This window comes from Shewanella aquimarina, from assembly GCF_023349185.1.
Taxonomy (GTDB): domain Bacteria; phylum Pseudomonadota; class Gammaproteobacteria; order Enterobacterales; family Shewanellaceae; genus Shewanella; species Shewanella aquimarina.
Genome location: NZ_JAKIKY010000007.1, coordinates 78,065 through 101,847, shown reverse-complemented (window position 1 = coordinate 101,847; position 23,783 = coordinate 78,065). Strand labels below are relative to the sequence as shown.

Sequence of the window (23,783 nt, the reverse complement as noted above, 5' to 3'; positions counted from 1 at the left end):
TAAGTTAATGTCATGTTACAACAAAAATGACAGCGCTGTCATTCAAAATTTTAGCTAAGTTTATGACAGCTAATCCTCGATGTTACTGTCCGCTTTAGACCTGTTAGGCCCTCTATTTGCTTTAGCTAGGCGACATGAAGAAAAGCGGTTATCGACTCATAGATAACCGCCCTGATTTAAGCGTTTTATTTGTGAAATGCTAATTGACCCTGAGTATGCGTCCCTTGCGCATACCATCCGCGGCAACGCCCCTCACCTCGACTCTACCCGAGACTTTAGCCGCCTCGGTATATTGCCGCCACTGGCCGCCATCGACACGATACTCGATGCCGAGTCCAGGGTAGATGCTATTCGCCTGCAGGTAGCCATCCTTAATCTTGGCCCCCACCGTTGGCACACGATAGGCGATCCCCGCCTTATCCAATTTGGCCAGCTCCTTGTAACCTAAGGTGTTGGCAAAGGTCTGCCATTGAATTCTCTGCTTCTCGCGCATCTCGGCCGTGAAGTAGTTAGTCTCGGCGCTGTATTTAGCCCCCTGATATTGATAAGGCACTTCCCAATCGGCCTTATGCCAGGCCCTTTCCGCTAGGACTAACAGGCGAGGAAACACCATATATTCAACTACTTGGTCTGAGCGAATCGTCTCGCTCCACAGCTGTCCCTGGATCCCTTTGAAGCGGACACCTTGATTAAGTGGGCCGCTGATTCGCTTGCCCGCATCATCGAGCTTAAGGGTATCGTCGGCCTCAAATGACTTACCTTCGATATCCGTCCACTGCTCGGCGTTGGCCGGTAGGTTGTCGGGCATGAAGCTAAAGAGTTTGCGCTCGTTGGTGCTGCGACTCGCCCAGTAATATCCATGCTCTTTCGGATCGGCTTCGTAGGGGAAGTCGAAATAGAGTACCTCGGGATTACTCAGTACCGTATCCCAGCCCAAGTTGGCCTGTGCATGGGCGCGCTTATGGCCGCCATGAGCAACCACGTCCCAGATGTTGGACTGATTTTTTGCCGGCATACGCTCAGGTCGTGTATGGCTCATGCCATCACTCCAACCCGCAGTTTCAATCCCTTTATCGGCCAGCATATTCGCCAGCCGCTCGATGAAATAAGCACCAAAATGTGCCTCGCTCTCAAGGCCGCTCTCTTTGACTGCTAGCAGTGCCTGACAGACTGGCGACTCCACCCAGGCACCGGCGGTTTCATCGGCGCCGATATGGTAAAGATCCAGGCGTTGGCCTGCGGCCTGATGCAACTTGGAAATTTCGCTCACCACCTTATCGACGAAGTGATAGCTGGACTCCATACAGACGTTGATCGTGTTGTCATCATAATATTGAATCGAGGCATACTGCGTCTTATCGAGCGGGTCGATAAGCCGGTACTCGTTGGCTCCGGCCTCATTACCTTCGGCCATCAGGCGACGATACCTGGCCTCCATCGACTTGATGGCGGCGCGGGAATGCCCCGGCATGTCCATAGAGGGAATCACCTGAATATGCCGGGCAGCTGCATACTTGAGGATCTCGATATAATCTGCCTTGGAGTAGTAGCCGTTAACCTTGCTGTCACCATATGGACCACTGCCCAACTGAGGCAATAGACAGGTATCTTCCTTCAGATCGTGGCAGCGACGACTGCCCACCTGAGTCAGCTCGGGCAATCCATCTATCTCAAGGCGCCAGCCCTCATCATCGGCCATATGCAGGTGTAACTTGTTGAGCTTATAGGCCGCCATCTGATCAAGTAGATCTAAGATAAACTGCTTGCTGTGAAAATTACGCGCCACGTCGACGTGCATGCCGCGAAAGCCATATCTTGGTTCATCTTGGATCTGCATGGCATTAAGCGACAGGTTGTCGAGCGAGATGAGACTCGTCAGCGACGCCAAACCATAGGAAAAACCAGCATCGTCGCTCGCAGCGATGGTGATCCCATCTGCAGTAATGCTGAGTCGATACCCCCCCTCGGGAAGTCTAGTCGTCAGTTTCTCTAACTTAAGCGCGACTCCCTGAGGCGATGGCTTCACGCCCAGGCGCGCCAAGCGAGACAGCGCCGCCTCGACAGCGGTTTTAGATACACTGCCTGAATCCAGATGATAACCTGAGGCCAGCGATAATACCGGACTTTGACTCTCTATGATTTGTCGCTTCGGCGTTGGGATAATCGCGTTGACGGCAAGCTCAGGGCGGCTCTCGATATCTTGGTTCGCGTCAAACAATATCTTAGGGGTCGCCCATGCTAACCTGTCTGTATCGCTGCGCTTATATTGGCTTTCGGCGCTGACATATGCCTCAACATAGGGGCGCTGCTCCATGCCTGTGCTGGCATCCACGGTGAGCTGAGTGCTGGTGATAACCTCAGGTTGAAGGCCGGGAACGACAATATAGTAGTTGGGCATGGCATCGGTTTCCGACAGCTGCCATAGCTCCCCAAGAAAGGCGATATCGACCGGCTGACCCTTGTAAAAGCCCTTGAACTTGTCAGTAGGCGTGATGCGGTGCAGGTCCCCTTTCACTTGGGTTAGCTCAAAGGCATCGCTTAGCACCTGCTTCACCGGTCGCATCTGGCTGTAGTAGATGGCCCAATCCTTACGGTCAAAATCAACACCTGGGATTAGCTCAATCTGGGCGGCAAAACAACGACCGTCGACACCGCTAGAAGTGCACTGCTGAGGATAATTGGTCAGAGTGTGATAGTTGACCGCCAGACTAGTGGCAAATTGATGCAGCGCCTGTTGCGGCTCGCTGTCAACAACTTGCTGCGCCGCGGCGCCTTCATCCTTGGGGACTTGAGTAGTGGTTGGCTGACTGCAGGCAATCAGTCCTAGGCTAATGAGTAATGTTATTGGTATGAGCTTATTATTCATTGTTATCCTCACTTTTCTCAACTTGAACGTTCAAGTCTCATTGCAGCTACCCTTCCCCATCAGCATCGGCAATAAGCTTCCTGCTATTGCGATATCTGAGATAGCCACCACTTTATGCCAATCCTAATAAATAACTGTTCAAGCGAACTTGTTAAAACGTTCGATAACTGCATTACTTTTTTGATTTTAGAATAACTACTTACCTAAAAATCCAGCCTTGCTCTCAAACGTTTTCCCTGCGCTATTGCTGATCACTTACTTATTGCGCTTGGTCTTTTTTGCCGCCGCATCTTGGCCGATTAACAAAAATGCCGCCGCGAAAATAGATCATCGTCAGACTTGTACAAATCTAGCGGCTCCCCGAACCCCACCTGGCAATTACAGGCAATCTAGAATTGGCAAGTAATCAGGCTATAGAAAGCGTTCTGGCTTTAGAAACCACTCAGCCATCTGACAATGAAAGAAATCTGTTTATTTAATCTGAATCTCTGCAAGACAACGAACGCCCTGCTGTGCCGTGCCGCGCTGTGCTTTGCTCGCTCTTACGCATTTCCCTAGCGCCCACTCATCAGGCGTCACTCTAATCCAGAAAAAAGCGCTAGATGCATCATGTATCAAGTGCCACCGATAAAGGCGCCAATTGAGACATAACACATCTAGCCATCTCTAGTATCTGGGGAGAGACTATAGGAAAAAACAAACACAATAACCATTGCTACAAACTTAATGGCTACTGCCAATGCAAACGTTAGGAGACCTCTTCCTAACAATGCAAACCTTACAAAACAAACGTGCCACACAAGCAAATGACAACGCTGTCATTGATTAATTTACCTAAGAAAGAACAGAATTTCTACATTTTTTTGACATTGTGAGGCAATTTTTTATCACACCGCTGAAAGCCGCCAAGCACAGACGCTGTCATAGAGGCCGAACAAAGCCTTCTTCACCACACAAACATGACAACGCTGTCAACTATTGATAACATTCAGAGAGGCTAACAGTACTCAGAGTCGAAAAAACACTAAACAATGAGTGCTAAGTGTCCATATAGGAGAGGAACAGAACAAAGATGTGTAAGGCGAGAGATAACCGGAGTAGTGCTCCCTAACACAGAAAAGTATTAAGATCCCCAAAGGGTAGGGATGAGACTGGCTTAACGTCTTTTCACTCCAATTTAGGGCTTGTTTCGGGCTAGCTCGAAACATTAATACTTGCGCTTTTGCCCCCACTAGCGGTAAAAGATTAACCCAGCGTTTCTCAGGTTAGACAATTAACGCTTGAGACAGACACCACAAACTAAAATTAACTAAGGTAAGAATATGGCGAAGATAGTCCCCCTTTCAACGGAAAAACATCTCAACATCAAGCTGACCCATTCAAATGATTTCAGCCGTTTCAGTAAAGAGCACCTGATCCCGGTATTGGCCAGAGAGATCCCCAGCCTGGTGGCCGAATTCCCTATCGTCTTCGTGAAGAATGGTGAGACGGGTCAGTTCATCCCTGTGGCTATCATGGGGATCGAACCCGAAGTCAACCTGTATTGCCAAAGCAACCAATGGGATGCCCCTATCAGCCCAATTGGCTTTAGCAATGCGCCCCTGTCGATCGCCAGAACCTCGGAGGAAGGCGACAACGTGATCGTCTGCATCGATGAGGAGAGCCCAATGGTGTCTGAGGCGGAAGGTAACCGCCTGTTTACCGATGAAGGGGAGCGTAGCGAATACCTGACGGCAAGAACCAATGCCCTACTGGATGTCGCCGCTATGCATCAACAGACTCAGGCGGTTTGCCAATTCCTGGCAGACAAAAACCTACTGGTGTCACAGCAACTGACCATTAAGCTGGAAAGATCTGAGCAGAAGATCAATATCAATGGCGTCTATCTGATCGATGACAAGGCATTGAACGAACTGAGCGATGAAGATTTCCTCGAGCTAAGAAAGAAAGGTTTGCTGCCGATTGTTTATGCCCACAGAGCCTCCCTCAATCAGATGTCGCGCCTCATCGCCAAGCAAAATCAGTTTGATAAGTTGCAATAACTTTTAAGTAGCAGAGCCGATAATATGAGAGTACATAAATATCGGCTCTGCTTTTTTGAGCCCTGATGCCCCTCGTCTGGCTAACACCTAGGCCAAACCCAAGTTAACATCTCTGCATACCATATTTGGCAATCTTCTCGAGCAAGTCTCGATGAGCTGGCAGCTCATTCACCAGATGCTCAGCCAAGTTGGCTATCTGTTTTCCCTGTACTTGCCAGGCTTCTCTTTGCTGCTCACTCGCCACCTGCGTGTTCGTTGGGTAGTGCATGCCATAGAGCACATACAGGTAGTTTTCTAAATCAAACACCTCAAACTTACTGAAGAAGTCCTGCCTTATGGGGGCGTGATCTCGCCACAGTTTTAGCCGGCTATTAAGCTCACACGGAATCGTCGCCGGATCGCGATTATCGACCCAGAACGCCGAGTCACTCCTGTCTGACAGGCAATAGTGCATCTTGATAAATTCGACGACACGCTCCCAGGCATAGGTCATCACCCGATTAAACTGTTCAGCCAGCAAAGCCAGCGCTTCACTATCTTTTGGTAAACGGTTGGCGATGTAGCCTGCTGCAAAATCGGTCAGCAAGATAGAGGTTGCCTCCAGGGGTTCGAGAAAGCCTTGCGCCAACCCCAAGGCTAGGCAATTTTTATGCAAGAACTCCCTGCGATAGCCAAGTTTCATCGGCAAAACCCGGTATTGATACTGAGCGACATCCTGTCCCAGATAATGTGACAGCTTTTTAAGCGCCGTAGCATCATCCATATACTTAGAGGAATAGACAAAACCGACGCCACGCCTATGGGTCAAGGCGATATCCCATATCCAACCGGCCTGATGGGCCGTCGCCAGGGTATAAGGCGGAATCGCTTCTTCTTCACCTATGGGCACCTGAACGGCAATCGCCTTATCGGCAAATAGCTGATGGGACTTATCGACAAAGGGCACCTTGAGCGTCTTATCGATAAGCAAAGATTCAAACCCACTGCAGTCTATGTAGAAATCGGCGCTGATGCTGCCCCGGTTATCGGTTTCCAGGGAGGCAATCTCGCCATTATCCTTGAGCATAACCTCACAGACGTTGGCCTTAATATGCTCGACATTGAAACGCCTGATGGCGTTATCCGCTAACAGCTTGGCAAACTTGGCAGCGTTAAGGTGATAGGCATAGCCCAATGCCCCTTCATATTCGCTGTGGGTGATACGTTTAGGCGCCCTACCCGCTTCACACACCTTGTGTTGGGGCGAAACCAGGTCACCATAGGCTTGTTGGCGATTCGCTTGCCAATGCTGGGTCAGGTCCTCCCCCAGAGGGCTCGGCATGTCGAACAGGTGATGATAGAAGTTCTCAGCTCCGTCCCGGCCCTTATCCATCCAGTTGACGAACTTGATCGACTGCTTAAAGGTAACATCACATTGACGGATAAACTCAGACTCGCTGATGCCGAAGCGTTTCAGACTCTGACGAATGGCTGGCACTGTCCCCTCTCCGACGCCTATGATGGGGATATCTGGTGACTCCACCAGCGTGATGGTCACGTCCTGGCGATGTTCAAGAGCCTTGCCCAGGTGATTGGCCGCCAACCAGCCTGTCGTTCCGCCCCCTAATATCAAGATACGCTTAATGTCCATGGTTTCACCTCTTCCCTACTCTTGGTCTAATTAAAGGCCGGTGCTAATAAAAAGCCCAGCTTATGCCGGGCTTTCTACACTCATGTGTCGATTAGAAACGCAGTGCGACACCGACCTTGTATCTTGCTTCGCCTTCGAAGCTCCATACCGGGTAGTTATCTTTAAATTCGGCAATCACATTTTCGTTGTCGACTGGTGAGACGCCTATCTGAATGCTGTCTTCCTCTGTGAGGTTAACGGCTTCGAAGGTCAAATCCATCCAATCGGTAACGCTGTAGTTCATGCTCAGATCCAGCGAACCATAGTCTTGGTGCTGACGGTTACCATAGAAGCCTGGCAATTCACGGATCATATATTCGCTACGCCAGTTGTAAGCCAGACGGGCAGAGAAGCTATCCATCTCATAGTAGCCCACCAGGTTAACTGTGTGCTTCGACGAGTCAGAGAATACTCCCACCTCATCAGGATAGTTCTCGGCAGGGGAACCGGCATCGGCGAAGGTATAGTTAACCGAGTAGCCTAAGCCATTTTCGAACGAGTCTTGCAGCTGCAGCTCAACCCCTTCGATACGACCACCGTTTGCATTGTATTTCTCACTGACGGTCCAGCAATCGTACACGCCAACCCCACAAGCGCTGCCGCCTTGCTCCTTAAGGTTGTTATCCTCGATGCCTATCTGCTGGTTAAGCTTCTGACGTGTGGTGATGAACGAACTCACGTCTTTGATAAAGTAGGTCAAAGAAGCGAGACCTTCGCCACCGAAGTACCACTCTAAGCTGACATCGGCTTGGGTCGCCTTAAATGGGTCAAGGGCTACAGAACCGCGGTTTAGCTTTTCGTTACCCGGCGTACCATCGTTCAAACCAGGCAGCGTCGATGTAGCAAACAGCTCGGCATAGTTAGGACGAGATATCACCTGAGCCGCGGTAGTACGCAACAAGAGATCCGGCGCTAAATCAAACGTCACGTTGATGCTTGGCAATACGTCGCTGTAGCTAGACTTATCTGTGCTTAGCTCGTCGGCAAACTGACCGCTTGAGCTCAGCGCATAGTAGTCAGACTCGATATCGGTAGAGATGAAACGTAGACCGAAGTTACCGCGGATCCCTTCAGCTTCGAAGTTAGCCATGGCATAAGCGGCCAGGTTTTTCTCATTCAGGGTGCCGTAACCAGACTTGTCACGAGTAAAGCCGTCCACAGAAGCCTTGGCATCACGGATCATGGCATCAAAATTAGGCTTAGGCAGGGTAAAGCCTGCGCCAGAAGAGATAGTACCTGAATAGTATTCAGAGGCATCTTTAGCCACTATGTCACCCACGATAGCCGCGTCAGTCTGCTGTGTCACGTCATGGTCGGCATAGCGCACACCCGCCTTGATAGAAGTGATGGCACCAAGATCAACCGGGAAAGTCAGGTCAAACTGAGCATAGGTCTCTTCGTCAGTGTTAGGCTGCTTCTTCAGCGCCCAGCCAGCTGTTTCTAGCTGACCGTTAAAGTCGCCCGCACCGAAAGACTTGTTGGCGATGTCGATCAAAATCTTCTCGCCTGTCGCGTCATAATGACCGGCAAAGTCGCCAGGCTGACCAATTGAGTTACCATAGTTAGAGGTCAGGCTGGTACCGCCATCAGCCTTGGTGTTACCAACGCGACCTTCAAGGGTGAAGTTTTCTGCTTCATATTTGAAGTCAAAGTCATAGGTATCAGACGACATCTCGGCTTCACGAGCCCAAGTCTGCGCCCAGGCAAATCCACCCTCACCAGTATGGGTGATATCGGTACAGACACCTGCGGCATTGGTCTGATTACAGGTACTAACGCCTTGCTGTGTCGGGAAGAGGAAGATAGATGTGTTGGCGTTATTTGCCTTAAGATCTAGGCTAGTCACCGTTAGGCCGAACTCTAGGTTGTCGGTCGGACGATACTGAGCTGCGATGTTGTAGGCGGTGCGCTCGCGATCTTGCTGGAAAGTTGTAGGTACTATCTCACCCCAACCTAGCAAGGTTTCGATACCGTTACGTTGATAATCGGTTTGAGAGCCTGCGGCAGAGACTAAGATACCAAATGTCTCGTCGTCGTTAGCCCAGCTATACAGACCTGAAACGGCAGGATCTGTCGCCTCAGAGACAGTACCATAGTCACCCTTGGCACTTAGAAATAGCGTGTTAGCCTCTAAATCCAATGGCTTACGTGTCTTAACGATCACCGTACCACCGATACCACCTTCTGTGATGTCGGCCTGAGAAGACTTATAGACTTCGATGCCGCTTACCATCTCGGGTGGCAGTAGAGAGTAGTTAAAGCTACGGTCGATGGCCTGTTGGTCAAACCAACCCGTTGAGGCAACTGAGTGGCCATTTAACAGGGTACGGGTTAACTGAGCAGAGGCACCGCGAATCGACACCTGTTGGCCTTGGCCAAACTGGCGGTTTACGGTAACCCCGGGAATACGCCCTAAAGACTCACCAACGTCGCCATCAGGGAACTTACCAATGTCTTCGGCCGTTACGGCATCGACAACGGCATCAGAAAATCGTTTGGCGTTAATAGACGCCTTCATCGAAGCGCGTAGACCACGTACTTCAATTTTTTCAATATTGTCAGTATTAACCGCTTCTGCTTCGGCCTCAGCCGCAAAAGCAGAAACAGACACTGCGCCACTCATGAGCAGGGCAATGTTTGTAGCTAGTACACTTTTCTTAAAAGTAGATGGTCGCATCTCGTTTCCCTTCCATAACTTTATTATCTTTTTTCGTATTCATAACCATTCCCGCAGGAATGACAACGCTGTCATGTGAGTACAAAGATTACACAACAATTAACAGATGCGCCACAACAAAATAACCAAAAGCGGGAATTTCTTTGGATTTATACATTTATTAAACAAAATGTATTATCCAGACGCCATTGCAATCCGCTGATAATAAAGAGAAAAAACCACTTCAGCCTGTAAGCAAATAAAAGTAATTCGGGATAGAAATCAATTTGATGATTGCTTAATAGTGGAAAACTTAGCAATATTGTCGCCAGGGGAAGTGAGATCTGCTGTGTAACCATACAGTACATTGTTTAAGACATATTTGAATTCTGATGCAGCTAGACGCTGCGCAGACACAAAGAGTATCCGCTAGATGAAAGTCACCATTAATGACGTCGCAAAATATGCCGGCGTCTCCATAAAAACGGTTTCACGGGTTACGAATAACGAACCTTCGGTTCGTCAGGCGACAATAGATAAAGTCAATCAGGCCATTGCCGCACTCAACTATCAACCCAATGTGGCAGCCCGTAATCTAGCCGGCACAAAATCCTATGTGATCGCCTTTGTCTACGACAACCCCAATGCCTACTATGTCATTGATATGCAAAATGGTATTTTGTCTTCCTGTAAGCAAAGAGGCTATGAGCTACTCATCCACCCCTGCGATGCCAAGTCCGACAATATCTGCCAGGAGCTGGTCGATATGGTGCGCCAGGCCAGGCTGTCGGGCTTAGTTCTCACCCCGCCGCTGTCGGAAGATCCAAAAGTCTTAGAGGCCCTAGATCAGATTAACGCCAATTATGTCCGCATTATTGCAGGTGAAGAGGTGAGCCCGACCGATGGCTTATCGATCCTGGTCAATGACAAACATGGCGCGGTATCCATCACTCAGCATCTTATCGACTTGGGACATAAAAATATCGCCTTCCTGAGTGGTGACCACCAGCACGAATCCACCAAGGAACGTCTAGCGGGGTTTAAGGCGGCCCTGCAAAGCAACAACTTAACACTGGATGAGTCAAACATCATTAACGGCCAGTATTCTTTTGAATCGGGCGTTGAAGGGGCTAAAACCCTGCTGGCTAAGTCGCATCGCCCTACCGCCATTGTGGCCTGTAACGATGAAATTGCCGCGGGTGCACTCTTTGCGGCAAGGTTAGCTGGGGTCGCGATACCCGAGGAACTCTCTATCGTTGGCTTCGAGGATAGCCCCTTCTCAAGGCAAACCTGGCCTAAGTTAACCACAGTCCATCAACCTAATAAGTTGATTGCCCAGACGGCGACCGAGTTACTCATCGAAAATCAAGGCAACAAGCAAAGTGAGACGACTCACCAGGTGTTTATTCCTGAGCCAGTGCTAAGAGACTCGTCGGCAAAGCCGAGAGCCAGCTAATATAGTTGGGCTCGAGAAACTGATATAAAAAAACCGCTGACTTATCATCAGCGGTTTTCTTTTGGCGAATTTAAACCGCCTCTTCGTTTTCTTCACCGGTACGAATGCGGATCACGCGTTCAACTTCGGTAACAAATATCTTACCGTCACCTATCTTACCCGTTCTAGCAGTATCGACGATGACTTCGAGCGCCTGATCTAGCTGCTCATCTTGAATAACCAGCTCAATTTTCACCTTAGGTAAGAAATCCACCATATACTCGGCACCGCGATAGAGCTCTGTATGCCCCTTCTGGCGCCCAAAACCTTTGACTTCAGAAACCGTCATGCCGGTAATACCGATCTCCGCCAGAGACTCACGCACATCATCTAACTTAAACGGCTTAATAATGGCCTCGACCTTCTTCATCAAACGCTCCCTAAAATTCTACTGACCCAAATTCAACAAAACCTAAGCTTATTAGGCACTAGCTTACCACGTCCATCCAAACCACCAAAGATGATTATATCGAGAGATAAAATGATTCAATATTCATAGAGCAGAACAATATATAGCTGTCGCCTAAACCTGAAGCAACTCTTCTATACTCAATGAACTCGCCCAAAAAACGAGTTCAGGTCATTGCAGGAAGCATAGACTAAACACAGCAAGGAATCGCCATGAAACATAGCAATGGATTTACGCTTATTGAATTAATGGTCACTATCGCCGTATCGACCATCCTACTTTCTATAGCCATACCCAACTTGTCGGACTTACATAGAGCTTATCGAGCCGATGCCGCCATAAAAATCATCCAACAAACACTGCAGTTTGCGAGAAATAACGCCATTAACTACGGTGTGCGGGTTACTGTATGTCCGCTCAAAGACAATCAATGTAGCAATGACTGGCATCTAGGGCTCAGCGTTTTCACCGACTCTGGAACCAGTAATCAAATCGACGGCGCAGATAAGTTGCTAATGCAAACCACTACATTCGATAGCAGTGACATTGTCTACTACAACCGAGCCGCCGCTCGTTTTCAACCCGATGGGCTCGCATCGGGCAGCAACGGTACACTTAGGTATTGTCCAGATTCAGCAAACAGCCCTTATTCCAAAGCCGTCATCGTCAATCAGGCCGGTAGAGTGCGATTTTCGAAGGAGAAAAATATTAGCTGCAACCAATAACAAGCTCACAGTAATACTTCACGCCAATTTTAATCAAGCCGACAAATTATTGGCATTAAAAAGAATAGCTTATATATACTGAAATCCTAAAACTTCTCGCTTATACTTTGTATCAGTATCAGCGAGGAACTTTAGATGTGTAACAATAATAAAGGCTTTACCTTAGTAGAATTGATGGTCACCATTGCCGTTGCCGCAATACTCTTGACTATCGGCGTTCCCTCTTTAACCTCTGTATATGAACAAGTTAGGGTAAACAATAACGTTGAAAAAATTCACGATCTCTTCGCTTTTGCCCGCAACCAAGCCGTTAGTTATGGTGCAACGGTAAATGTATGCTCTTTCGCTACGGCAACGTCATGCGGAACAAGTACAGACTGGAGTGGTGGCATCAGAGTTTACATAACTGATGCGACAAATACAGACCATGAACTAAGAGCTATCAATAGTTTCAATAGCCAAGACAAAGTTAAAGCATCGGCCATCTCAATGACTTTTTCCGCTGATGGGCTTTCTTCCGGCGGGACTGTAATCTATTGTCCAAACGGTAGAGCCAGTGATTCGAAGAGCGTTTCTCTAAGCACCAGCGGTATAGTCTCTTATGGGACCGATGGTAACGCCTGCTAAAACTAGAATGTAAAAAGGCCCTACTTTTCGTTGGGGCCTTTTTACATTTGGCTAAATAAAAATATCTAACACTCTATCTTAGTGTTTGGCCATCAATCTTCCTGGCCTTACCACTCGAAAACTCTTCATTTAATGGCACGCATTCCTCAACACTCTTAATGAAATATTTCTTTCCACTGCTATCGCTTAGCCGCTTCCCCACCAAACTATTAGCTCGTATTTTAGCGTCTTTAATATCCCATCGATAAAAAACTACTTGCTCACCTTTCTTAGAGCTTTGAATGAAACACTTATAATCCTGTTTAGCAGCAAATACTGAAGAGGTTACACCTAGCGCAACAACGCAAGATAAAGTTGCAATTAACTTATTCATTTCCAACACTCCACTGAAGGCCCCTTAACACCTGCCGATGTCATAGTAATAGTGCCACAGGTTGAGTCCCTGCTTGCCTGTGCCCCTTTCGCCGTTGCGGTAATAGTAAAAGAACCAGTACCTGCCGAGGCCAAACTATAATGACCATGCTCGGTAACAAACGGATTTGCACTTAGCCCTAGCTTGGTCATATCCGTCGCATAAGCACGATTATCTAAATAATACTGCTCCTGTAAATTAGCTACTCTCATCACCGCTGCGACGCCCTCAGAACGTGCGCTCTTGGTGATGTAATCTACGTATGACGGATAAGCTATTGCGGCCAAAATACCAATAATTGCAACAACAATCATCAACTCAATCAGTGTAAAACCAACTAAACGACTCTTCTTCATTAAAACACTACTCATCTATGTGGTAATAAATTTTATTAGTAGTCAGGCCAGACTCTAATCCTACTGTTCCTGTACAGTTTTCCCCATCTTCATCACACTTGCCCTTACCAATAATAAGAACTGGTTCGGACTCGCTTCCTGGATTATCAGGATCTACAGGCGGCGTAATAATCTTAGGAGGTTGAGGGATACAGTTATCACAGACATCAATAACATACTCCTCAGTGAAGCGTCCCCCTTTATGTAAATCCAGCGTATATAAACGTCCAACCGAAGATACACTACAAACGTTTTGGTCTGCCGCAGGTTGAGTTGGAATGAAGGAAGTAAAATATACTTTACCCTTGATGACCACAGATGGAGAAAGGCTCTTCTCACCGGTTACAGCAAAGTTAAAATACCAGCCTTTCTTCGTACCAAACTCAATGTTTTCAGTCTCTGTTGAAGGTGACGCCGAAGTAACATCATAAAGATTAGCAAGTGTTATCGGTGTGGGCACTGCTGTACCACCATCGCCAAACTGCTGTGAAATAACATATCGATCCTGTAAGACAAAAAACATATCATCTGTATTTAAATTCAAAGGATCTGCTCTATTACCTGAGCCCAAAGTCACAGCATCATAGGGAACATTTTGATAGGCGACGGTTGTAGTGGTTCCAGAACCATCCGTCACAGTAACTTTCGTTGTATTTGTAAAATAAGTTTGTGCGACGGTAGGCTCATAAAAGAAACGTCGATCACTCGATGCAATACTCCCCCCTAACTCTGCAAACTTAAATCCACTCCAAGTGCTCTTTTCAGCAGAAGGCAAATCCATACGCCAAATGTTTCCGCCTAAATCAGCAGCATAGAGTCGGTCGGTGTAGCCATCACTATTACTATCTAAGGTCGCGATTGAACCAACGATCGAGTCCTCAATGCCAGCAAGAGATGTATTACCATTGGCGCCAAAACTATGAATTAAATTACCCGTTTCTGCATCTACAAGATAAACCAAACGGCCAACAGAATTAGATCCTACACCGGAATCATACCCCTGATTATATCCACCACCAAAAACAACTACAGGTTTATCTGAACCAGGTATTTTGGTAACCACAGGGGTAGACCAAGTCTGTCCCATATCAGTAAAACCATTGGTATTATTAGTTATCTGCCACATCAAAGATGGAGAATCTGGATTTGTGATATTAATAGCATAATAAGATTGGCCGCCTCTGCGCATCCCAACAAACAACCAAGCTTTGGTTATCGCTCCAGAAGCATTACGCTCAATATGAGCTACAGGAGAGCCATCCATACCGTAGACACTATGTCCCGCTAAATAGCTGTCACGACGTATGGTTGCTAGATTCGGAAGAAGCTGATACGGCATAAATGCCCAACTCTCATTCACTGATGGGCCATAATCCCTAAAAGCATGTAGCGCTCCATGATTTGTACCTACAAAGATACGAACATTGGATCCATCACCGCCGTAATCAATAGCCAAAGGTTGAGAATGCAGCGGATCCCCCATGATATCCCCTCTAACACCGGAGAAATCCTCAGAGGTCAAAACGCCTTCTGAATCTCTATCGACATTTTTACCCTTGATCCAATCAAATGTAGCAGTCAATTCCGCATCAACATCCAATTTAGCTAGTCCAAGATAAGTCGCTAGAGCATCATCCCCTCCCGCATAACTTGAAGCATTTGTTCGGGTAAGTTTGGCAAACTTTCCTGCACCACCAATATCGCTCCAAATCGTTCGGCTATCAGGATCTATCGTACGCGCAGCGCCACCTAAAACAACATCATTACCGTCAGTGCCACCTGTACAAGAACTCCACAAACTACATGAGCTTTCGGCAATACCGCCAGAACTGTCAATAGCAGGCTTCCCGGTAGAATCAACTAAAGTACCAGAGGAATTAACTTTCAGTTTTTTCAGATTTCCTGCCCACTTGGGACTCTGTTCTGGACGAAAGAGCGCATAGTAAGCTGAGTCTAATGTTCTCGTCGGATCCGCATTACTAAAAGCGACACCTGGGGCAGAAAAACGCTGTCCCGTCTGCGGAATTGAATCAATAATATTACTAACAGCTGCTTGCAATCCCCTTACATCATTGGCACTTCGATAAGTACCAAAAACCTTCTTACCTTCAGAAGTCATCAAATAGGATCGAGCGGCTGTTTCAACCAACAAAGGTTCTGCCTCAGAATCTTCGCCAAGACTAAAACCTATGGTATGAGTCACTACACGCTGCTTATTTTCTACATCTGGCAATAAATCATTGGCAAACATATATTCTGCTAATGCTGGCAGATAACTTACTTTAGCAGGTTGGTCACCGCTTGCTGCCTTATAGACATACGGATCATCATTTAAAGCCTTGATAAAATCATTAGCACTATCATCTAACACTGGAGCACCATCTGTAATATAGATGACATGCGCAACTTTATTACATTCAGATAAAGGCGTTTTATAATTCGCTCCATCTTCTATGCTGGTATCGTACATAGGGCGATTGGCGGTATACTTAATATCCTTGCCATTATAATCGGAATCAGCATGCCCATAAGTTATTGGACCGCCTGAGAAGTAACGATATGCTTCAAACAGCGTTTCACATAGTGGCGTATTCGTTTTAGCTGGTAAGTTATTAATGGTACCAAGCAAAGTATCTTTTTCTGCAGATGTTCTAGAGCGTATACCAGCAACGATACGACCACCATCGCTATCCCCTTCATTAGGGAAATTCAGGTTAAAAACCGCTAGACCAAAATCCACCGAAGGTATGGAGCTAATAACACCAGAAATTGCCTTCTTGGCAATTTCTAAACGAGTAAACCCTTCTCCGTCAGGGGGGATTGGCAATAAATTATTCTTATATAGGGTATACCAGCGTAAATAATTATCGGTATAGAGAGTTACCAACTCCCCATTATTCCAACCTAAATTTTTTGCTCTCTCTTGTGCATTAGTTGAATCATCCCACGGCGAATTTACATCTCCATCTTTAGGAAAACCAGAGGCAAAGCCAGTCTTATAAGCACTGCCATCATCATTGTTACTGTTGTAACCTAATTCAATGTCTTCCCAGCAATCTATTGGATTATTAGTCTCTGCACCACTATTCTCTTTTATAGGCTGCCAGGTTGCTTTACCCTTACCTTTTTTAATAAACTCCCTGATATAACCGGTGAAACGTCCATACTGATTCAACGCATCCCTGGCGGCTTTACAGCCATTTAAGAAATCATTAAAGCGTCTGGATTCAGAAGGACTATCGGGTACGGGCAGCGATGATTCATCCATCCCGGTACCGACGGTAAAATAGATCATTCTTCCTTGATAAGAGTTCGAACTCCCCACCGCATCATAGACAGTTTCCGGTTCATACCCACCTGGGACACCATCCAAAATGGTATCCATACTTCCTGAATTATCAAAAATAATCAGCACTTGTGGACGTACATTATTCTGTGCTGGATTTAAATAAAGATCAGTATCATCAGCAAAAGACTGAACAGGCAAAGCCAATGCTGTAACTAGGCTTGCAAATAAAATTTTATTAAACTTCATGACCCGCTCCCACTGAGCACTTCCTGCTCAATACCTGTTACAACTAACACTTGTCCCAAATTATCTCGACCAAAACTAACCTGGCTCGAGATTTCAATTCTGCGACATTTAAATAAATCTGTACCACTGGCCGCCGCACTTCTCTGACAAGACACGTTTTTCGGCTGAACAATTAAATTTCCCGCACCGTCATCCACCAATGGCAAAGGCGTTAATACCTGCTTTCCACCAGAAAAAGAGTTCTGATCGTCAATTGTTGTCATGGTAGCCAAAAAAGCCTGTGTTTTATTTAATAGCACGGCAGCAACGCCACCATCGGCCAAGGCTTTTGCTTCAATTCGTTCGGCTCCAGCCCCCGCCATTCTTAAAGACTGAGTAGAATTAACCGCCAATGCAACGCCAATAACCGTCATAAGAATCAAAACGATTAAGGCAAAAAAGAGTACAACGCCTTTCTGTTTGTTCATTTGCAACCTCATTAATTCCTAATCAGCACTGGATTTTCAAGCATGACAGTGGTCGACATTACCTTGCGCCTAAAATGATCCTGAGGAGCTAATATCGTTTTATCGCCTAACTGATATTGAGTCTCATTAGTATAGCTAGGATCCTGATCCACAGAGCGAACAAGCAAAAACACTTTTAGTGCCACGATCCGTTGAAATGATTGGTTGTCCCACATTACGGTATTCACGTTACCAACGGGCACATAGCGATTAGGAATATCATCACCATCATCATCGACGCCGTACAAAACCCTTAAGTTTTCTATCCCTTCAACGAGCTGTTCCTCATTATTCATTCCATTTGCGACGGTAAGCGTCCTTCTTCTTAAAACAGGAATCGTTCCATCATTTCTTATGAAATAGATATGATGTTGATACTCCCAAAATCGACTATTTGTGAGTACCGGGGTCACTTGATTGCCCGTAAAAAAAATCGCTTGACTAGAAGTGGTTGCTACATAGTGACTAGACACATTATTTGGAGCCAAGACATTAGGCCCAACCAAACGCTTAATTTGCAATACATCTGTATTAGCATTCACCCCAGTAAGACAATTAAAAGCTACGCCACTAACGCCAGCCTCATAACCCCAAATCCTCCTAAAATGCGAAGGTGTACCATTAGGTAAGGTCGCATTATTAACCCCGCCTCCGATACAGTCATTGGGGACCGCAGCAGAGGATATTGTTGTATTATTTCCCACAATAAAGTCGGTGCCAGTCATATCCCCCATGAAGGCAAGCTGACTTATGTCTCGTTCCATAATGGCTAAGGCTATACGGCCATTTTCTTGCAGTTGATTAAACTGACTTGTTGTCGTGACATTAGAAGCAGACATGCTAAACATAGTGAAGATGCCTGCCGATAAAAACAGACTAATAACAAGTGCTACCATCAGCTCAACGAGAGACATCCCTGACTGAGTACGCATAATTAAAATCTTCATCCCGTTTAAATCACCGTTTGAACTGAATAGAGTCGTCGATTTGCAGTAGTAGATCCACAATCAGAAGTCGCTGAGGCAATTGAAGTTTCACGAATACCTTTCCAAGCCATGGTAACCAATACACTATTGCCATTAATCACAATACAAGCCGTTGGCGTATCTAACCCTCCAACATTCTGAGTACCTACCTGCTCAGCGGTACCATTGAACAATGTTTGCCACTCATACAGATCCCAAGCAACCATCTCCGAGGACGAACATATTGTAGCTCCTTGACATTGCTTGCTGACTGAACTTGGGGCACCACTATAGGTGCCCGCATAATTTGCTAACTGGGTAGGATTTAACTTCATACGATTGATAATATCGTTGGCGTAGTATGAAGCTTGGGTCTGCTGAAAAGACTCGAAGCTGCCGCGCTTGGAAACAACGTGCAGATTAAATATGCCGATCAGGCCAATAACAAGAATGACGAGCGATACCATCACCTCTATTAGGGAAAACCCTTTCCCACCTTTTACCATGATGTCAAATCTCCGATATTAGCCATACTTTTGACAGTCGTTCCAGCCGTTTAGTCTTTTAAAATCTGAAAGTTAGCATAACTTTAAACTATACTAGTTAATCATAGATTAGTCGAATGTTACTCGCTAGTAATATTAGGTCTAAAAATAAAATTCAATATGCCGAGTGTGATTTTTAGACAATAAAAAAGGAGGCTAAGCCTCCTTTTCTCATCAAAACAGCAAGATACCTATCGCAATTCCGCCGGTACGGCAAATACAGTATCTTCTTTACGCCCTTCTACCTCTGTAATGACACTCGGGGCCAGCTTGGCTATTGCATCGATTACCTGCTGAACGAGGACCTCTGGCGCAGACGCGCCAGCAGTTACGGCGACCTTAGAGATATTGTTAAACCACTCTAATTTTATGTCATCGGCATTGTCGACAAGATAAGACTGAGTGCCCTTCTTGATGGCAAGTTCCATCAAACGGTTCGAATTTGAGCTGTTCTTAGAGCCCACAACAATAAAGAGGTCAACATCATCGGCAACATTACGCACCGCATCTTGTCGGTTTTGGGTGGCATAGCAGATATCGTCCTTACGCGGCCCTTGAATTGAAGGGAAACGCTTCTGCAGGGCGGCGATCACATCTGCGGTATCATCCATAGACAAGGTGGTCTGTGTGACGAAGCAGAGGTTATCTGGATCTTTAACCACTAAGGCCTCAACATCGGCGGGGGACTCCACCAACAACACGCCCCCTTCAGGGTTATCGTATTGTCCCATGGTTCCCTCAACCTCAGGATGGCCCGCATGACCGATAAGAATGCACTCAATTCCCTTACGACTGGCTCTAGTCACCTGAAGGTGTACCTTAGTCACCAAGGGGCATGTCGCATCGAACACTCTCAGACCACGCTTTTTCGCCTCGGCGCGAACCGCCTGAGATACGCCGTGGGCACTGAAGATCACTATGCTGTCGTCTGGCACTTGATCTAGCTCGTCGACAAATACGGCGCCCCTGTCTTTCAGATTTTCCACCACATATCTGTTATGTACCACTTCGTGGCGCACATAAATAGGCGGCGAAAACAGCTCGAGCGCTCTTTCGACTATGCTGATGGCCCTGTCGACACCGGCGCAAAAGCCACGTGGATTAGCCAGTTTGATCTGCAAGCCTTGAGGAGGTTGTGTCATGATTAAAGCTCCTGAACCACTTCCAGTTCGAATGTCACCGAGCGCCCCGCCAGCGGATGATTAAGATCGACGGTTACCGAGTCGCCAATCACCTCACGCACTATGCCAGGGATCTCGCTGCCACCAGGACCGGCAAAACTCACGATAACCCCGGTTTCGAGCGTCATATCGGCAGGAAACTTACTTCTGTCCATATGATGAATGGCATCTGGATTTGACTCACCAAAAGCATCGGCGGCGGCCAGGGTAAAGCTATGCTTATCCCCTTGCTTCAGACCCGTGATCTCGGCCTCAAACGCTGGGCTCAGGCTCTGGTCGCCAATGTTTAACTTAGCAGGTTTTCCAGAAGCTTTAGTGCTATCGGCGGTCGAACCGTCCTCCAGCACGATATTCATATGACACAATAATGAACGAGTAACAGTCACGACTTACCCCTTTGCAACGTCTTCGCCGTTTGGCTTACGCTCCGAAATAAACGAATCTAAGATGATGAGCCCTGCGCCAACACAGATCGCCGAATCGGCAATGTTAAAGGCGGGGAAGTGGCTCGTCTTCCAATAAAAATCGAGAAAATCGACCACAAAGCCATGCTGCAATCTGTCGATTAAGTTCCCCAGCGCTCCACCTATCACTAAGGTATAGGCCAGATTCAATCTCCACATCCCTTTGGATTGCTTACGTAACCAGACGGTAAGCAAGGTACTAAAACCGACGGCAACCAAGGTAAACAGCCAACGCTGCCACCCTCCGGCATCACTTAAGAAGCTAAAAGCCGCACCATAATTTCTCACATAGGTGAAATTAAAAAATGGCAGCAGGTTAATTGACTCTCTCAGGTCAAAATTGGCTAATACCCATTGTTTGGATAGTTGATCGGCAATAAACACCAATACAACTACCCAATACCAACGTAAGCCACTCTCTTTCCAGCTAGATGGCATTCGACTCCCTTATGCGAACTGACGCTGTTCGCCATCACCTTCGATGTTGGTCACACAGCGGGTACACAGCAGTGGATGCGCTTCGACCTGACCCACATCTTCTCTGTGATGCCAGCAGCGATCGCACTTGGCCGCTTCAGTCTTAGCCACTAATAGTTTCAACCCGGCCAGCTCAGTTTCAACTGCATCGGCACCGGCACTAGCCAGTGGTGCAATCTGAGTATTAGAGGTCAGCAGTACGAAACGCAGTTCATCGCCAAGCAGCGCCAAAGACTCGGTGAGCGCCTCATCGGCGTAGAGAGTCACTTCGGCTTCTAAGGAGCCACCGACACGCTGCTCGCGGCGTGCCTGCTCGATGGCCTTGTTCACCTCGTCACGAACCGTGATAAGGTTTGCCCAGTAATCATCGCTCAGGTCGCTATCCAGCGTCACAGAGGCCAAGCCTTCGAACCAGGTCTGAGTAAAGACAAACTCTTCACGCTCACCCGGTAGCGATTGCCATACTTCATCGGCGGTGAAGCTCAGGATAGGCGCAATCCAGCGCACCATGGCTTCGGCGATCAGGAACAGCGCGCTTTGACAGCTACGACGAGCCAGGCTGTCACGTTTAGCCGTATATTGTCTATCTTTGATGATATCCAGATAGAAGCTGCCAAGCTCGACAGAGCAGAACTGCATCAGTTTCTGAGTCACCAAATGGAAGTTGTATTGCTCGTAAGCTTCCAGGATCTCGGTTTGCAAGGCCGCAGCGCGACGTACCACCCAGCGATCTAACGCCACCATATCTTCGACGGCAACGGTGTCGTTTACCGGATCGAAACCATTCAGGTTAGCAAGCAGGAAGCGAGCCGTGTTACGGATACGACGATAGGCATCGGCACTACGCTTGAGGATCTCGTCAGATACCGTCATCTCACCACTGTAATCGGTCGCCGCAACCCAAAGACGTAGAATGTCTGCGCCAAGCTTGTTGGTGACTTGCAGCGGCGCGATCACGTTACCGATAGACTTAGACATCTTACGGCCCTGGCCGTCTACGGTGAAACCGTGAGTCAGCACCTGCTTGTATGGCGCCTTACCACTCATGGCGGTAGAGATCATCAGTGATGACATGAACCAACCACGGTGCTGATCGCTACCTTCGAGGTAAAGGTCGACAGGATGGCCGTTGTACTCGGGACGTGCGGCAACCACCGACGAGAAAGTTGAACCTGAGTCATACCACACATCTAAGGTATCTGTGACCTTACGATATTGGTCAGCCTCTTCACCCAATAGCTCTGCAGCGTCGAGATCCCACCAAGCCTGAATACCTTCTTGCTCGATTCTGTGGGCAACACGCTCCATCAGGGCGACGCTATCAGGATGCAACTCTTCGGTATCACGGTGCACAAACAGGGTAATAGGCACGCCCCAAGTACGCTGGCGAGAGATACACCAATCAGGACGGTTCTCAACCATCTTTTCGATTCGGCTCTGCCCCCAGTCAGGGATCCATTGGGTCTTCTCGATCTCGCTCAGTGACTGAGTACGTAAGCCTTTTTGGTCCATAGAGATGAACCACTGCGGCGTCGCGCGGAAGATGATAGGCGTCTTATGGCGCCAGCAGTGTGGGTAGCTGTGACGATAGGCCACATGATTCAGCAGCGCGCCCTTCTCTTCAAGCAGTGCAACTACATTGTCGTTGGCCTTAAACACGTGTTGACCGGCAAAGAACTCGGTATCTGGCTTATAGACACCGTTGTCTCCAACAGGGTTAGCCACTTCCAGGCCATATTTTTGACCAATCACAAAGTCGTCCTGACCATGGCCAGGCGCCGTATGAACCACACCCGTACCTGAGTCAACCGTGACGTGATCACCAATGATGACAGGCACATCGAAATCATAGAAAGGATGCTTAAAGCGCAACAGTTCAAGGGCCTGCCCTTTCACCGTACCCAGCACGCGATGTGACTCGGCGCCATAACGCTCAACGCAAGACTCTACAAGTTCCTGCGCCACGATGATCGCGCGCTTGTTACCTTCTTTAGTGTACTCAACCAGATCGTAATCGATATCACCGGCCATAGAGAGACCGCGGTTAGCAGGCAGTGTCCAAGGCGTCGTGGTCCAGATAACGGTCGCGACATCGGCTTCACACTGCTCTACACCAAACTTAGCCAGCACAGTCGCCTTATCGACCGCTAGGAAAGCGACATCTACTGCTGGTGAAGTCTTATCTTCATACTCCACCTCGGCTTCAGCCAGGGCCGAACCACAATCGGTACACCAATGCACCGGCTTAACACCTTTGTGTAGGTGGCCGTTATCGATAACCTTAGCCAAAGAGCGAACTATGTTGGCCTCGGTATCAAAGTTCATGGTGAGATAAGGATTCTGCCAGTCGCCCAACACGCCAAGACGGATAAAGTCTTCACGCTGACCATCTACCTGGGCAGCTGCGTACTCACGACACTTTTGACGAAACTCGGCCGCAGACACCTTCTGGCCTGGCTTACCCACTTTCTGCTCGACCTTAAGCTCAATAGGCAGACCGTGACAGTCCCAACCAGGAATATAAGGTGCATCGAAACCCGACAGGGTCTTCGACTTGATAATAATGTCTTTAAGGATCTTATTTACTGAGTGACCAATATGAATACTACCGTTAGCGTACGGTGGGCCATCATGCAGAATGAATGGCTTGGCACCTGTGCGGCTTTCACGAATCTTTTGGTACAGCTTCTTTTCTGTCCAAGATTTCAACATCTCTGGCTCGCGTTTCGCCAGATTACCACGCATCGGAAACTCAGTTTCCGGCAAGTTTAAAGTAGATTTATAGTCGCTCATTGATCCTATACCGTTAATTTA

The 23,783-nt window shown here is 47.6% G+C and carries 18 protein-coding genes; 4 read left to right on the top strand and 14 right to left on the bottom strand.

Translation table 11 applies throughout. The annotated features are described in order from the left end of the window. Positions 1-199 precede the first annotated feature (199 nt). Positions 200-2,866, bottom strand: a complete 2,667-nt coding sequence (locus L2731_RS10310; RefSeq protein ID WP_249252994.1) for a family 20 glycosylhydrolase — start codon at positions 2,864-2,866, stop codon at positions 200-202. 1,322 nt (positions 2,867-4,188) lie between these two features. Between L2731_RS10310 and L2731_RS10305 the strand changes: the two genes are divergently transcribed. After that, a complete protein-coding gene (locus tag L2731_RS10305; protein WP_249252992.1) occupies positions 4,189-4,908 on the top strand; it encodes a SapC family protein in 720 nt (239 codons plus the stop codon). A 103-nt stretch (positions 4,909-5,011) separates the two neighbouring features. Here L2731_RS10305 and L2731_RS10300 read toward each other — a convergent pair whose 3' ends face one another. Together L2731_RS10300 and L2731_RS10295 are read right to left on the bottom strand one after the other, a co-directional pair. Then, positions 5,012-6,538 carry a tryptophan halogenase family protein gene (locus L2731_RS10300; protein ID WP_249252990.1) on the bottom strand — a complete coding sequence of 509 codons (1,527 nt, stop codon included), beginning with the start codon at positions 6,536-6,538 and terminating at the stop codon, positions 5,012-5,014. Positions 6,539-6,629: 91 nt separating this feature from the next. Further along, on the bottom strand, positions 6,630-9,254 hold the full coding sequence (locus L2731_RS10295) for a TonB-dependent receptor (protein WP_249252988.1): 2,625 nt from the start codon (positions 9,252-9,254) through the stop codon (positions 6,630-6,632). Positions 9,255-9,666: 412 nt separating this feature from the next. Between L2731_RS10295 and L2731_RS10290 the strand changes: the two genes are divergently transcribed. Further along, the gene (locus L2731_RS10290) at positions 9,667-10,689 is read left to right on the top strand and encodes a LacI family DNA-binding transcriptional regulator (RefSeq protein ID WP_249252986.1); all 1,023 of its coding nucleotides are present in this window, start codon (positions 9,667-9,669) and stop codon (positions 10,687-10,689) included. A 70-nt stretch (positions 10,690-10,759) separates the two neighbouring features. On the opposite strand, the gene L2731_RS10285 is transcribed toward L2731_RS10290, so the two are convergent. Beyond that, positions 10,760-11,098 (bottom strand): P-II family nitrogen regulator, encoded by a 339-nt coding sequence (locus tag L2731_RS10285; protein WP_011864914.1) that lies wholly within the window; start codon positions 11,096-11,098, stop codon positions 10,760-10,762. Positions 11,099-11,349: 251 nt separating this feature from the next. On the opposite strand from L2731_RS10285, the gene L2731_RS10280 reads away from it, so the two are divergent. Together L2731_RS10280 and L2731_RS10275 are read left to right on the top strand one after the other, a co-directional pair. After that, the gene (locus L2731_RS10280) at positions 11,350-11,862 is read left to right on the top strand and encodes a GspH/FimT family pseudopilin (RefSeq protein WP_249252984.1); all 513 of its coding nucleotides are present in this window, start codon (positions 11,350-11,352) and stop codon (positions 11,860-11,862) included. Positions 11,863-11,997: 135 nt separating this feature from the next. After that, complete coding sequence (locus L2731_RS10275) at positions 11,998-12,489, top strand: GspH/FimT family pseudopilin (protein WP_249252982.1); 492 nt, start codon at positions 11,998-12,000, stop codon at positions 12,487-12,489. A gap of 73 nt (positions 12,490-12,562) precedes the next feature. Here the strand turns inward: L2731_RS10275 and L2731_RS10270 are convergent, their stop codons facing one another. From L2731_RS10270 to ileS, 10 genes are all read right to left on the bottom strand, one after another. Continuing rightward, entirely contained in the window at positions 12,563-12,862 is a 300-nt protein-coding gene (locus L2731_RS10270) for a TapY2 family type IVa secretion system protein (protein WP_041510409.1), read from the bottom strand. Further along, positions 12,859-13,257 carry a type IV pilin protein gene (locus L2731_RS10265; RefSeq protein ID WP_249252980.1) on the bottom strand — a complete coding sequence of 133 codons (399 nt, stop codon included), beginning with the start codon at positions 13,255-13,257 and terminating at the stop codon, positions 12,859-12,861. Before L2731_RS10265 ends, L2731_RS10270 begins: the two co-directional genes overlap by 4 nt. A 7-nt stretch (positions 13,258-13,264) precedes the next feature. Next, positions 13,265-16,831 (bottom strand): pilus assembly protein, encoded by a 3,567-nt coding sequence (locus tag L2731_RS10260; RefSeq protein ID WP_249252978.1) that lies wholly within the window; start codon positions 16,829-16,831, stop codon positions 13,265-13,267. Next, positions 16,828-17,298, bottom strand: a complete 471-nt coding sequence (locus L2731_RS10255) for a pilus assembly PilX family protein (RefSeq protein ID WP_041510551.1) — start codon at positions 17,296-17,298, stop codon at positions 16,828-16,830. The genes L2731_RS10260 and L2731_RS10255 overlap by 4 nt, the downstream gene beginning before the upstream one ends. 11 nt (positions 17,299-17,309) lie before the next feature. Next, positions 17,310-18,284, bottom strand: a complete 975-nt coding sequence (locus tag L2731_RS10250; protein ID WP_249252976.1) for a PilW family protein — start codon at positions 18,282-18,284, stop codon at positions 17,310-17,312. 5 nt (positions 18,285-18,289) lie between these two features. Continuing rightward, complete coding sequence (gene pilV / locus L2731_RS10245) at positions 18,290-18,808, bottom strand: type IV pilus modification protein PilV (protein WP_239849879.1); 519 nt, start codon at positions 18,806-18,808, stop codon at positions 18,290-18,292. 230 nt (positions 18,809-19,038) lie between these two features. Then, a complete protein-coding gene (gene ispH, locus L2731_RS10240) occupies positions 19,039-19,968 on the bottom strand; it encodes a 4-hydroxy-3-methylbut-2-enyl diphosphate reductase (RefSeq protein WP_200890553.1) in 930 nt (309 codons plus the stop codon). A 23-nt stretch (positions 19,969-19,991) separates the two neighbouring features. Further along, positions 19,992-20,414: an FKBP-type peptidyl-prolyl cis-trans isomerase gene (gene fkpB / locus L2731_RS10235; protein WP_239849878.1), complete on the bottom strand. Its 423-nt coding sequence runs from the start codon at positions 20,412-20,414 to the stop codon at positions 19,992-19,994. Between the two features lie 3 nt (positions 20,415-20,417). Continuing rightward, positions 20,418-20,930 carry a signal peptidase II gene (gene lspA, locus L2731_RS10230; protein WP_041510402.1) on the bottom strand — a complete coding sequence of 171 codons (513 nt, stop codon included), beginning with the start codon at positions 20,928-20,930 and terminating at the stop codon, positions 20,418-20,420. 9 nt (positions 20,931-20,939) lie between these two features. Then, positions 20,940-23,762, bottom strand: a complete 2,823-nt coding sequence (ileS, locus tag L2731_RS10225; RefSeq protein ID WP_239849877.1) for an isoleucine--tRNA ligase — start codon at positions 23,760-23,762, stop codon at positions 20,940-20,942. Positions 23,763-23,783: the final 21 nt, after the last annotated feature.